A 13134-nucleotide genomic window follows, 5' to 3' on the forward strand; every position below is an offset into this window, starting at 1 on the left:
GGCGGCCCTTTCCCTCCCTGTTCTAGTTATAGCCGTAGGGCAATAACGGCGATAATTCCGTCCTGAGTAGTTTGACGGCAATATCGGGGGCGCAAGATGGCGGAAGACAGCGACGCGGAAAAGACAGAAGACGCAAGTCCCAGAAGACTCGAGAAGGCGCGCGAAGAGGGCGACGTTCCCCGTTCGCGCGAACTCGCGACCTTCGCCGTCCTGATGACCGCCGGCGCCGGGCTCTGGATTACCGGCGGCAACCTGGCCGGCCACCTGTCGACGACGCTGGCATCCGGCCTGAGCCTGACCCGTGAACAGGTCTACAACCCGACCGTCCTGATCGAACGCATCGCGAACGACATCGGCGGCGTGCTGCTGGCCTGCCTGCCGCTGGCCTTTGCCATCATGCTGGTCGCCGTCGGCGCGCCGCTGCTGATCGGCGGCTTCAATTTCAGCGCCAAGGCTTTCATGCCGAACTTCATGAAGCTGAACCCGATCAGTGGTCTCGGCAACATGTTCTCCACCAATTCCCTGGTCGAACTCTTGAAGGCCATTGCCAAGACGGTGCTGGTCGGCAGTGTCGCCTGGGTCGTCGTCATGAGCCAGAAGGAAGCCGTCCTCGGCCTGGCCGTCGAGCCGCTGGGCGCCGGCACCGGGCACGTGGCCGACCTGATCGCGCACGCTTTTCTGTTCATCGTCGGTTCGCTGGGCGTGGTCGCCCTGATCGACGCGCCGTATCAGCTTTGGCACTACAGCAACAAGCTGAAGATGACGCGCCAGGAAATGATCCAGGAATCGAAGGAATCGGACGGCAATCCTCAGATTAAAGGGAAGATTCGCCAGATGCAGCGGCAAATGGCGCGCAACCGCATGATGCAGAATGTGCCCACTGCTGACGTCGTGGTGACCAACCCGACCCACTATGCGGTGGCGCTGAAATACAGCGACGGCCAGGCGGGCGCGCCGCGCGTAGTCGCCAAGGGCGCCGACGAAGTGGCGGCCAGGATCCGCGAACTGGCGCGCGAGAACAAGGTCGCGCTGCTGGAAGCCCCGGCCCTGGCGCGTGCCCTTTATAAACACACGGAAATCGACGACGAGATCCCGGAAAAGCTGTACTCGGCGGTGGCGGAAGTACTGGCCTATGTCTTCCAGCTGCGCAATTACAGCAAGGTCGGCGGCCATTACCCGGATCGTCCGACGACATTGCCGGTGCCGCCGGAGATGGACCCGCTGAATCCTGCATCGCAAGTCAAACCTGAATAACGGAGCTGTTGAATGAATAGTCTGAGACTGCCTGCCTGGATGGGAGCGATCGGCGCCAAGGGCAATGCCCTGGCCGCGCCGATCCTGATCATCCTGCTGCTGGCGATGATGATCCTGCCGCTGCCGGCCTTCATCCTCGACCTGTTCTTCAGCTTTAATATCGCGCTGTCCGTCATCGTGCTGCTGACCGCGCTGTACACGGTCAAGCCGCTCGACTTCATGGCTTTCCCGGCGATCCTGCTGGTGTCCACGATGCTGCGCCTGTCGCTCAATGTGGCGTCTACTCGCGTTGTCCTGACCGAAGGCCACACCGGCGGCGCGGCGGCCGGTAAAGTCATCGAAGCCTTCGGCCACTTCCTGATCGGCGGTAACTACACGGTCGGTATCGTCGTGTTCGTGATTCTTACCATCATCAACTTCACCGTGGTGACCAAGGGTGCGGGCCGTATCGCCGAAGTCGGCGCGCGCTTCGCCCTGGATGCGATGCCCGGCAAACAGATGGCGATCGACGCCGACCTGAATGCCGGCATGATTGCCGAACCAGAGGCGCGCAAGCGCCGTTCGGAAGTGGCGCAGGAAGCGGAATTCTACGGCGCCATGGACGGTGCCTCGAAATACGTCAAGGGTGACGCCGTGGCCGGCATCATGGTCACCCTGATCAACGTCATCGGCGGCCTGATCGTCGGTATCGTGCAGCACGACATGGCTGCCGGCGAAGCGGCGAAGACCTATACGCTGCTGGCCATCGGTGACGGCCTGGTGGCGCAGATTCCATCGCTCATCATCTCGATTGCGGCCGGTATGGTCGTCTCACGCGTGGCCAACGAGCAGGACATCGGCGGCCAGATGATGGGCCAGCTGTTCGCGAAACCCGAAGTGCTGTACATCACCGGCGGCATCATTGCCGGCATGGGCCTGATCCCCGGCATGCCGAACCTGGTCTTCCTGCTGCTGGGCGGCGTGCTCGGCGGCAGCGGCTATCTGCTGGCCAAGCGTGCCCGGATGGCGCCGGAGCGCCAGGCGCAAGCCGATGCCAGTGAAGCGGCTTCGAGCGCGGAACGCGCGGCCTCGGCCGAGACGGAAGAGGCAACCTGGCAGGACATCATGCCGGTCGACACCCTCGGCCTGGAAGTCGGCTACCGCCTGATTCCGCTGGTCGACAAGACGCAGGGCGGAGAATTGCTCAAGCGTATCAAGGGCATCCGCAAGAAATTCGCCCAGGAGGTCGGCTTCCTGGCCCCGCCCGTGCACATCCGCGACAACCTGGAACTGAAACCGTCCGCCTACCGCATCACCCTGAAGGGCGTGGAAGTGGGCAGCGGCGAAGCGATCAACGGCCAGTTCCTGGCGATCAACCCGGGCATGGCCAGCGGCACGCTGCCGGGCCAGGCGACCACCGATCCGGCCTTCGGGCTGCCGGCGGTGTGGATCGATGCGAGCATGCGCGACGAGGCGCAGAACCTGGGCTATACGGTGGTCGACGCCGGTACCGTGGTGGCGACCCATTTGAACCACCTGATCACGACGCACGCCTCGGAACTGCTGGGCCGCATGGAAGTCCAGGCACTGCTCGATCACCTGGGCAAGGAAACGCCGAAGCTGGTCGAAGATCTGGTGCCGAAAGTGGTGTCGCTGGCGACGCTGCAGAAGGTGCTGCAGAACCTGCTGATCGAAGGCGTGCACATCCGCGACATGCGTACCATTATCGAGACCGTGTCGGAGCATGCCGGCGTGCAGGATCCGGGCGACCTGACCGCGCTGGTGCGCATTGCCCTCGGACGGGCGATCGTCCAGCAGCTGTTCCCTGGTACCAACGAGCTGTCGGTGATGACCCTCGACAACCGCCTCGAGCGCCTGCTGATGCAGGCCCTGGGCGCGGGCGGCGACGGCACCGGCATCGAGCCGGGCCTGGCCGACACCATCGCCCAGCAGGCGCACAATGCGGCGCAGCAGCAGGAGGCGATGGGGCATACGCCGGTGCTGCTGGTGCCGGGTCCGCTGCGCGTGCTGTTGTCGCGTTTCCTGCGGCGCGCGCTGCCGCAGCTGAAAGTCTTGTCGCATTCGGAGATTCCGGAGACCAAGACGATTCGCGTGACCAGTTTGGTGGGCGCGGGCTGATCGCACCTTGAATCCGCGTGGGCTCTGCGAGCCCACGCCTTACGCACGCATCCGCGTGCCCAAACCGGCAATTTCTCCCTCTAAATCGAATTAACCCACTTTCCCCATCCTTTTCCCCCGATGCTTGCTCCACGGCATCGTCAATAATCTATCCCATAGACCGGCTGTGTGCGTGCCGGTACCAATCGAATAGAGCAGTGCGGAGAATAAGATGAATGTGAAGAAATTTACAGCGGCAACATCCCGGGAAGCCTTGCGCAAGGTGCGCGATGCGCTGGGACCGGACGCCGTCATCCTCTCGAACCGTGCCGTCGACGGCGTCGTCGAAATCCTCGCGCTGGACAACGACGATGTCGCCTCGCTCGCCGCCCCGGCGCACGGCACCGACATGGCCCAGCCGCAGCCGCGCCTGGACCTGAACGCCTTCGAGCCGGAGGCGCCTGCCTTCGTCAACCGCCGCGGCGCCGCACCCGCCGCCGCCACGCCGGAACAGATCTACGCCAGCCGCCGCGCGCCCCAGCCCGAGCCGGAATTCGCCGCCGCCTTCGCCGGCCGCCGCCCGCCGCACTCCGAAGACCACGAAGCCGACTACAAAGCCGAACACAGCTACGCCAACCGCCGCGCCCCGCAGCCCGAGCCTGCCTTCGACATGGCGGCCATGACCTCGATGATGTCGGCCGCGATCGCCCAGGCCAAGGAATCCGCCGCGCAGGAGATGAGCGGCATGATGAGCGAACTGCGCGCCATGCGCGGCATGATGGAAACGCAGCTGGCCGAACTGTCCTGGGGCGGCACGCAGCAGCGCGAGCCGCAGAAGGCGGTCGTACTGCGCGAGATGCTGGCCGCCGGCTTCTCGGCCTCGCTGTCGCGCTACCTGATCGACAAGATGCCTGCGAATAAGGATGCGGTCGAAGCGATGCGCTGGATCAAGACCGTGCTGGCCCGTAACCTGACGACGATGGCCGACGAAGACACGCTGCTCGACAAGGGCGGCGTGTTCGCCCTGGTCGGCCCGACCGGCGTCGGCAAGACCACCACCACCGCCAAGCTGGCCGCGCGTTGCGTGATGCGCCACGGCCCGGAAAAGCTGGCCCTGATTACCACCGACGCCTACCGTATCGGCGGCCACGAGCAGCTGCGCATCTACGGCAAGATCCTGGGCGTGATGGTGCACTCGGTGAAGGACGAAGCCGACCTGCGTATCGCCTTGAAAGAGCTCAAGAACAAGCACACCGTGCTGATCGATACCATCGGCATGTCGCAGCGCGACCAGATGGTCACCGAACAGGTCGCCATGCTGACCGGCGCCGGCGCCGACGTGAAACGCCTGCTGTGCCTGAACGCCACCTCGACCAACGAAACCCTGGCCGAAGTCGTGCGCGCCTACCAGGGCAGCGGCCTGCACGGCTGCATCATGACCAAGCTCGACGAAGCCGCCTCGATCGGCAACGTGCTCGACGTCGTGATCCGTCAAAAATTGAACCTGCACTACATCTCGAACGGCCAGCGCGTGCCGGAAGACCTGCACCTGGCCGACCGCGCGATGCTGGTCGACCGCGCCTTCCGCAGCCGCCGCGACGCGGCCAACCAGTTTGAAGATGCCGACCTGCCGCTGATGATGGCCCACACCGGCAAGGTGCACCAGGACGAGAGCCTGCGCGAGGTGCGCCTTGGCTAGTTTCGATTTCGACCAGGCCGAAGGCCTGCGCCGGATGCTGGCCGGCGCCCGGCCACGCGTCGTGACCTTTCTTTCCGCGACCCCGAGCGACGACAAGGGCGCGATGCTGGTCAACCTCGGTGCCTCGCTGGCCCAGGCCGGCAATGAAGTCCTGATCGTCGACGCCTGCCAGCGCGAGTATGGCGTGGCGCGCCGCCTCGAGATGGAACGCCACGTCAGCCTGCTGCAGGTGGCACGCCAGGAATGCGCGCTGAACCAGGTGGTGCAGACCGCTTCGCAAGGTTTCAACGTGGCGCTGCTGGCGCGCGACGGCCAGACCCCGGCAAGCGGCAGCGACGAGGCCCGCCGCCTGGCGAAAGCGTTCGACGTATTGGTGAAGAAGCAGGGCGGCATCGTTATCGTCGATGGCGAACTGAACCGCGATGGCGGCTTTGCCGTGCCGCGCCTGGCCGAGTCCGAAATCGTGGTGCAGGTGTCGACCAGCGCCACCTCGATCACGAATGCGTATGGCCTGATCAAACGCCTGGCCCAGGAATTCGGTCGCCGTCCCTTCGGCATCCTGGTCACCGGCGCAAGCGAGGCCGAGGCGAAAGTGGTTTACGATAATATGTCGGCAGCAGCAACTCGTTACCTTGCAGTAAGTTTGAGTTCGATGGGCTCGGTGCCGGCCGACGAATACCTGCACCGCGCCGCACGTCTCGGACGTTCGGTGGTCGATGCCTTCCCGCTGGCCGGGGCCTCGGTGGCCTTCCGCGAGCTGGCAGGGCGCTTTGCCTTGCCGCGCATGCGCCAGGGCGGTGGCGCGCATTTTGGTTCCTAAGAAAAAAGCACAAGCATGTATACCGTCAAAGGGAAAGCGGACAAGAACCATTTGCTCACCGAGCACGCCCCGCTCGTCAAGCGCCTGGCGCACCAGATGAAGGCAAAATTGCCGCCCTCGGTCGAGGTGGACGACCTGATCCAGGCAGGCATGATGGGCCTGCTGGATGCCATCAACCGCTACGAAGACAACCACGGCGCCCAGTTCGAGACCTATGCCGTGCTGCGCATCCGCGGCGCCATGGTCGACGAATTGCGCAGCAACGACTGGATGCCGCGCAGCACGCGTTCGACCATGAAGAAGGTCGAGACGGCCATGACCTCGCTGCAGCAAAAGCTCGGCCGTCCGCCGACCGAGACCGAAGTGGCGAAATCGCTCGACGTCTCGCTCTCGGACTACCAGGAAATGCTGTTCGAAGGCGGCGGCCACCAGCTGGTCTACTACGAGGATTTTCACGATGAAGACGGCAACGACAGCTTCCTCGACCGCTATGCGGTGGACGAGGACGATCCGCTGCGCGCCCTGCTCGACACCGACTTCCGCTCGGCCGTGATCGAGGCCATCGACAGCCTGCCGCCGCGCGAGAAGATCCTGATGGGCCTGTATTACGAAGAAGAGCTGAACCTGAAGGAAATTGGCGCCGTGCTCGGCGTGTCCGAGTCGCGCGTCTCGCAACTGCATACGCAAGCCGTCGCCCGCCTGCGCGCTTCGCTCAAGGAAAAGCTGTGGACTTCGCCAGCCTGATCGGCCTGGCGCTGGCGCTGGCCGGTCTGGTCATCGGGCATACGCTCGACGGCGGGCGTTTCGCCTCCCTGATCCAGCCGGCCGCGTTCGCGATCGTGGTGGTCGGCACCTTCGGCGCCGTGCTGCTGCAATCCGAAGCGCGCGCCTTCCGCCGCGGCATGCACATGCTGCGTTGGGTCTTCTTCCCGCCCAAAAGCCGGCGCCAGCCGCTCGCGCGCGAGATCGCGCTGTGGAGCCATACGGTGCGCCGCGAGGGCCTGCTCTCGCTCGAGCAGTACATGGCCACCAAGGATTTGTTCGTGCAGAAAGGCCTGCGCCTGGTGGTCGACGGTATCACGCCCGAGAAGATCCGCGGGCTGCTGGAAACGGAAGTCACCGCCATCGAATTCGCCGAACGCCAGGCCGCCCGCATCTGGGAATCCGCCGCCGGCTACGCGCCGACGATCGGCATCCTGGGCGCCGTCCTCGGCCTGATCCACGTAATGGAAAACCTGTCCGATCCCTCGCGCCTCGGTTCCGGCATCGCGGTCGCCTTTGTCTCGACCGTCTACGGCGTCGGGCTGGCGAATCTCTTTTTCCTGCCGGTCGGTAACAAACTGAAAGCCATCGTCTCGGACCGGGTCGCGCAATACGAAATCCTGACCGAAGTCTTCCACGACCTGGCGAGCGGCAACCACACGCGCGTGGTCGAGGAACGCGTGGCCAGCCTGCTGGCGAAGCGCTGACATGGCGCGCAAGCGTTACGACGACGAGGAAACCGAAGCGAGCCACGACCGCTGGCTGATTTCCTACGCCGATTTCATTACGCTGCTGTTCGCCTTTTTCGTCGTCATGTACGCCATTTCCGTGGTCAACACCGGCAAGTACAAGGCGCTGTCGGATGCGCTGGGCGATGCCTTCGGCGGCCGTCCCGAAGTGCCGCAGGCCGGCTCCACCATCGAACAGCTTCCCCTGACCAACCTGATCGCGCGCAAGCGGCTTGATGCGGCGCGGCGCGAACGCGAGCGCCTGAACACGCTGGCGCGCGAGCTGAACGCCTCGCTGGCGCCGCTGGTAAAAAACGGGCAGGTGCGCGTGACCCAGACCGGGCGCGGCGTGACGGTCGAGATCAATGCGAAGGTCCTGTTCGAGGAAGGGCAGGCGGCACTCGGCAACGAGGCGCGTGCGACGCTGGGGACCGTGGCCTCCCTGCTGAAAAACGATCCGCATGCGATCCAGGTCGAGGGGCATACCGACAAGCTGCCGATTGCGAACTCCGCGTTTCCGTCGAACTGGGAACTGTCGAGCGTGCGCGCAAGCAGCGTGGTGCGCCTGTTTATCGATAGTGGGGTTGCGGCCGAGCGCCTGACTGCGGTCGGGCACGCTGCCAATCAGCCCGTGGCGCCGGACACGGACGAAGCGGGCAGGGTGAGGAACCGAAGGGTGGCGGTGACCATCCTGGCAGGCTCTTCAATGTAGGGGTGGGCATTTATGCCCACGCGGTGATACGTACCGGCTCCGTTATCGTGCACGACGATCTCGCCGCCAGGTATCACCGCGTGGGCATGAATGCCCACCCTACGGTATCCCGTACAATGGATGACACAACCATATGGAGCTGACCATGCAGCGCAGACTGATTCTGCTGGCCGCCCTGGGCGCCGCCAGCCTCCTGCCCGTGTTTGCGGGCGCTGCCGGAGAACCGACCGTGAGCGTAAAACACAGCATCGATGTCGCCACCCCGCCCGGCAAGGTGCTGGTCGAGCTGACCTTCATCAACCAGGGCACGAAGACGGTCTGGATTCCGCGCGAACTGGCGGCCGGGAAGGAATTGACGGGGCCGCGTTTCGACGTGCGCGACGCCAGCGGCCGGCCGGTTCCCTACACGGGGAAAATGGTCAAGCGCGCCGCGCTCACGGGCGCCGACTACCAGCCGCTGGAGCCGGGGAAGATGCTGATGAATACGATCGACATCACCCACACCTATGCCTTCGCCAAGGGCCGGCACAACTACAACATCGGCTACACCGGCCCGGTGCTGGGCGACATCAGGCAACTCGACAAGCCGACCGAATTTGCCGCCCGCCCGGTCTCGTTCATTTCGAATCTTAAATAGGAAAAATCGGACCGCAGGATTGTTCCTGCGGGCCCGATTTTTTTGATCCTTTCTTCTTAGTTCAGCGCCGGGGTGTTCTCGCCGAAGTATTCGTGCGAGTCGGCATTGTCGACGGCCAGGTCCGGATCGCTGATCGCCAGGCTGGCGGCGCCGCTCTGTCCATAGACGTGGTCGTCCGTGCCGGCCACGACGTTGAAGTGGCTCATCTCATGCACCAGGGTGCCGCCCTTCGAGTCGGTACCGGTCATCGGCGCCGTCCAGAAGGCCTTGCAGACATAGATGCGGTAGGGCTGGGTCGGATACACGTAGGCGTAGTAGTTCTGGTTGCAGCCGCAATCGACGACGACCGACTTGGTGTCGAAGGCGTCCTTGATCGCCGTGAAGTGCGACTTGATGGTCGCCTGGCGGGTCGAGGTGACGGTGCCGAACCACTTGGTGTAGCGCGGGCCCATCGTCGCATTCGCCATGTAGGTGACGCCGCTGCCGGACATCGTTTTCGCGGCGGAGATCGCCGAGGCGATCGTGGTCTGCTGCGAAGCGGTGCACGAAGCGTAGCTCAGGCCGGCCGGGGTCACGGTGCCGCCGCCGCCGGGTTGCTTGAGCGCTTGCATGATCTCGGAGTTCGAACCGCGCGGCAGGCGGCCTTCGATGTAGAAGGAGGCCGCATCCGATTGCAGCTCGCCGATGTCGTTGGCGGCAGCGCGGCCGTTATTCGCGGGCAGGAACAGGTCCGGCGACGCGGTGCGGTAGCGGATCGCATAGTCGCCGCTGACGCTCATGTCGTACAGCGAGGACAGCTCGACCTTTACCGTGTGCGAGGCGCCGGGTTTGAGCAGGTAGTAGTCGGCCTGGGTCGGCTTGCCGCGCTTGATCAGGGCGCCGGTGTAGGCAACCTTCGCGCCGTCGCGCGTGATGTCGAACAGCGGGGCGGAAAGTCCGTCGAAGGGCGTGCGCGCCTTGAGCACGTATTGCGGGGTGGACGAGGTGTTGGTCAGGGTCACGTTGACGTAGACGTTGTCGCTCGCCCCGTGCATGGCCTTCTCGGGTGCCACGGTCACTTTCACACCGTTCGACCCTGCATGCGCGCCGACGGCGACGCCCAGTGCTGCGATACCGAATGCCGATTTCCAGATGCTGTTCCAGCTCATGTGTGATTCTCCGTATGTAGTTTGTCGTGGCCTTGTGGGCCATTCTTTTGACAAGTTTTCGCTGGAGCGCCTAACAAAACTCCCATGGCGGCGTTGCATCGTCTTGCCGTACCAAGGTACTGTCTTCGACGATGCGCCTTGCCCTGGGAACTTTGTTAGGCGCTCCAAAAACTTACCTTCAATCTAACGAAAACTCACCCCCATACTGATCAATTCGTGAACCGAGATCAATGCAAATCGGATGGTTTGTGGCGTCGCTTGGCTAAAAAGTCACAATGATGTAATTCCTTTACGCTGCGCTGGATTTCTCCAATCAGGCGTGCTAGCACGTATAGACGAGTAACGTTAATTCAGCGGCGGTGAGTTTTCGCCGAAGTATTCGTGGGAATCGGCATTGTTGACCGCACGTTGCGGCGCCGTGCGCGCCATTTCGGCCGCCGCCTGCTGGCCATACACATGGTCATCGGTGCCGGCGACCACGTCGAAATGGCTCATCTCGTGTACCAGGGTGCCGCCTTTCGAGTCGGTTCCCAGCAGCGGCGCGCTCCAGAAGGCATTGCAGACCCAGATCGTGTACGGCTGGGCCGGATAGACATAGGCGAAGTAATCCTCGTCGCAGGCGCAATCGACTTTCACGGGCCTGGTCTCGAATGCATCCTTGATGGCCGTGAAATGCTCCCTGACCGTCGCCTGGCGCGCCGCGTCGAGGGCGCCGAACCAGTTCGTGTAGCGCTGGGCCTGCTCCTTGCCGCCCGTCAGGTAGGCATGGCCGTTGGCCGCCATCGCGCTGCCGGCGGCGAGGGCGCCCGCGATCGTGTCCTGCTGGGCGTTCGAGCAGTGGGCATAGCTTAAGCCGCTACCCGCCGGTTCGGCCAGCAGCGGGGTGCTGGTCCCGCGCGGCAGGCGGCCCTCGATGAAGAAGACGGCCGTGTTCGAAGTGACGGCGCCGGATGCGAGGACGGATGCCGCCGCCGCGCCGCGGTAGCGCACGGCGTACGAACCGGTCGCCGCCATGTCGTAGGCGTTCGACAATTCGACGCGCGCGCTGCGGCTTTCGCCTGGCGCGAGCAGAACGGTGTCGGCCTCCCTGGGCGGCGCGCGTTTCACTTTGCGGCCGAGATAGCGCACCGGCTGGCCGTCGCGCGTGATCTCGAACAGGGCGGTCTCGGGTGGGCCGAAGGGCGTGCGCCCCTTGGCGATGCGCTCGGGCGCGGCGCCGGTGTTGGTCAGTGTCACTGTCACGATCACTTCGTCGCGCTTGCCGAGCGCGGCGCGTTCGGGCGTGATGGTGATGGCGATGCCGGCGTGGGCGGGCAGGGCGCTGGCGAGCAGCAGGGTGGCGATGGTGGTGCGGTGCATGGATTCCTCCGTCAGGTAATGACAATCAGGAATACTTTCCGCTTGTTATCTACGGGGGAGTTTGCGTTGCGGCAAAGGTAGGCTTGGGCGACTGGACCCTGAAACGATAACGGCCGCATCAGCGGCCGTTGTCGAAGAGAGAAGGGGTTACTTTAGCCGACCACGAAGCGCCGCGACGGTGCGCTGCCGAAAGTCTGGCCTTTGGCGCCGTACAGCGTCGATTCGGGCGCCGCGGTCGGGGTGCGCAACGCATTGAGCACGGTCTGGTTATGCGCCATCTGGCGGTTGATCAGCATGCCGTTGACGCGGTTCAGTTCCTTGGCCTCGGCGGTGAGGGCCAGCAACCCGGTCCAGGCAGAGCGAGCGGCCTCGTCGCCGTGGGCGGCCAGCCAGGGTTCCATGCCTGCTTCCGAGGTGAGGAAGCCGGCGTTGCCGAGCGCGCCATGGCGCTCGCGCGACAATTGCGCCAGCTCCTGCACCAGCGCCACCTTGCGTGGGGTGATCCCGGCCAGTCCGTCCGCATCCGCCGCCACCAGGAACTGCTGCTCCTGCTTCATCAATTCCACCAGCGCGGTCATGCGCTCGTGTTCTGCGGGGAGGGTGGCGTGCGGACGGGTCATGGGTCGTTATCGGTTGCGTGAGTGGAGCAGGTCGCGCACGGTGTCGAGCAAGCCGTCCGCGATTCGTTCGGAATTCACTTGGAACTGCCCATCGGCAATTGCAAGTTTGATACGTTCAACTTTCTTGGCATCGAAGACCTGGCTCGTGCTCGAGGTGCCGCCGGCGGCCTGCGCCTGCGAGGACAAACGCACACTGTCGGTCTGTGCCGGGGCAGCAGCTGCCGCGGCCTTTTCGGCCTGCCTGGCATTGGCTGCCGTGGTATTCGGCAGCTGTTGGCTCTGGGCGCCTTTGAGGGTATCGTTAATTTTCACAGCATCATCCTTCTCTGTTCGGAGCAGGAACTCCGGGATCTGCAGTGTGTAACGGCGGTTCGCCGCCAAACTTTAGCGCAGATCGCAAATAAAAGATGTTTTTTTAAAAACAAGCCCGGCAGTGGCGCCCCCGACGCCACGCGCGCTTTTTTTACAGTGTCACCTCGACGATGCCGCCATTGCGCGCCGTGCCGCTGATGATCGCCCCGCGCGGGGTGCGCACCTGTACGACCTGGCCCTCGCCGGCGTTGCCGATCGCCTTGCCTTCGCCCGAAACCGAAAAATTTTCGCCGCGCGAGACGATGCGCACCGCCTGGTTTTGCTGCACCACCGGTTTCGATTTCAAGCTGTCCAGGCGCAGCGGCGTGCCGGCCGGCAGCGAGACCGTCGGCGTGCGGCCGATCGCCTGCGCCATATCCGTGATGATCCCATTCGGCATGGCCGCGATATCGCCCTGCATTGTCGTCAGCTGGCCGGCGTCGATCGCCTGGCCCTGGGCCAGCGGCACGGCCGCGGTGACGTAATCGGCGACCACGCTCACCTGCGCCTGCAGGAACATCGTCCAGACGGGGGCGGTACAGCGCACCCCGACCGTGGTCTTGCCCCAGGGCCGGGCGCCCGGCTGCTGGAATGCTTCCGGCGCAGGGCAGGCGGCCAGCGACAGGCGCGGGTCGACCGCACCGATTTTCACCGTCACCTTGCCCGGCTGGCCGGCGCTTTGCGTTTGCAGGAAATTTTCGGCCAGCTTGCGCAGCGCGGCGCCATCCTGGCGTGCACCGCCCTGGGCCATGGCCAGCGGCGCAGCCAGCAGTAAGAGTGAAAACAGCTTGAAATTCTTGAACATGGCGAACCAGCCCTTTCTCGATGGCTGCCATCTTAGGCCTCCTGATGCCACAGCGAAACTTTGAATAGGAGGGGGTTGGGGGTGCTTATCCTTCGATTGGCTTTTGTTGCTCAAACGTATGATTCACGCTGTCCCAACAAGA

At 64.2% G+C, this 13134-nt stretch carries 13 protein-coding genes; 8 read left to right on the top strand and 5 right to left on the bottom strand.

Annotated features, from left to right (window positions below):
* The first annotated feature begins 96 nt into the window (after window positions 1-96).
* The 8 genes from flhB to ACI48I_RS03665 all read left to right on the top strand — a co-directional run bounded on the left by flhB (window position 97) and on the right by ACI48I_RS03665 (window position 8709).
* The gene (gene flhB, locus ACI48I_RS03630) at window positions 97-1254 is read left to right on the top strand and encodes a flagellar biosynthesis protein FlhB (protein ID WP_498573360.1); all 1158 of its coding nucleotides are present in this window, start codon (window positions 97-99) and stop codon (window positions 1252-1254) included.
* Between the two features lie 12 nt (window positions 1255-1266).
* Entirely contained in the window at window positions 1267-3372 is a 2106-nt protein-coding gene (flhA, locus tag ACI48I_RS03635; RefSeq protein WP_498573361.1) for a flagellar biosynthesis protein FlhA, read from the top strand.
* 211 nt (window positions 3373-3583) lie between these two features.
* Window positions 3584-5050, top strand: a complete 1467-nt coding sequence (gene flhF / locus ACI48I_RS03640; RefSeq protein ID WP_498573362.1) for a flagellar biosynthesis GTPase FlhF — start codon at window positions 3584-3586, stop codon at window positions 5048-5050.
* Complete coding sequence (locus ACI48I_RS03645; protein WP_193688682.1) at window positions 5043-5870, top strand: MinD/ParA family ATP-binding protein; 828 nt, start codon at window positions 5043-5045, stop codon at window positions 5868-5870. The genes flhF and ACI48I_RS03645 overlap by 8 nt, the downstream gene beginning before the upstream one ends.
* Window positions 5871-5885: 15 nt before the next feature.
* Window positions 5886-6614 carry an RNA polymerase sigma factor FliA gene (locus ACI48I_RS03650; protein WP_193688683.1) on the top strand — a complete coding sequence of 243 codons (729 nt, stop codon included), beginning with the start codon at window positions 5886-5888 and terminating at the stop codon, window positions 6612-6614.
* Entirely contained in the window at window positions 6596-7339 is a 744-nt protein-coding gene (locus tag ACI48I_RS03655; RefSeq protein WP_193688684.1) for a flagellar motor protein, read from the top strand. The genes ACI48I_RS03650 and ACI48I_RS03655 overlap by 19 nt, the downstream gene beginning before the upstream one ends.
* A 1-nt stretch (window position 7340) precedes the next feature.
* Window positions 7341-8072: a flagellar motor protein MotD gene (gene motD, locus ACI48I_RS03660; protein WP_498573363.1), complete on the top strand. Its 732-nt coding sequence runs from the start codon at window positions 7341-7343 to the stop codon at window positions 8070-8072.
* A gap of 145 nt (window positions 8073-8217) precedes the next feature.
* Window positions 8218-8709, top strand: coding sequence for a hypothetical protein (locus tag ACI48I_RS03665; protein ID WP_498573364.1), 492 nt, complete (start codon window positions 8218-8220; stop codon window positions 8707-8709).
* 56 nt (window positions 8710-8765) lie between these two features.
* Here the strand turns inward: ACI48I_RS03665 and ACI48I_RS03670 are convergent, their stop codons facing one another.
* From ACI48I_RS03670 to flgA, 5 genes are all read right to left on the bottom strand, one after another.
* Window positions 8766-9857, bottom strand: coding sequence for a M35 family metalloendopeptidase (locus ACI48I_RS03670; RefSeq protein WP_498573365.1), 1092 nt, complete (start codon window positions 9855-9857; stop codon window positions 8766-8768).
* A 345-nt stretch (window positions 9858-10202) separates the two neighbouring features.
* A complete protein-coding gene (locus tag ACI48I_RS03675; protein ID WP_193688688.1) occupies window positions 10203-11216 on the bottom strand; it encodes a M35 family metallo-endopeptidase in 1014 nt (337 codons plus the stop codon).
* A gap of 152 nt (window positions 11217-11368) precedes the next feature.
* A complete protein-coding gene (locus ACI48I_RS03680; RefSeq protein WP_193688689.1) occupies window positions 11369-11836 on the bottom strand; it encodes a flagella synthesis protein FlgN in 468 nt (155 codons plus the stop codon).
* Window positions 11837-11842: 6 nt separating this feature from the next.
* Window positions 11843-12148 carry a flagellar biosynthesis anti-sigma factor FlgM gene (flgM, locus tag ACI48I_RS03685; RefSeq protein ID WP_193688690.1) on the bottom strand — a complete coding sequence of 102 codons (306 nt, stop codon included), beginning with the start codon at window positions 12146-12148 and terminating at the stop codon, window positions 11843-11845.
* A gap of 151 nt (window positions 12149-12299) precedes the next feature.
* Complete coding sequence (gene flgA, locus ACI48I_RS03690; protein ID WP_498573366.1) at window positions 12300-12992, bottom strand: flagellar basal body P-ring formation chaperone FlgA; 693 nt, start codon at window positions 12990-12992, stop codon at window positions 12300-12302.
* Between the last annotated feature and the right edge of the window lie 142 nt (window positions 12993-13134).

The organism is Massilia sp. LXY-5, from assembly GCF_059801075.1.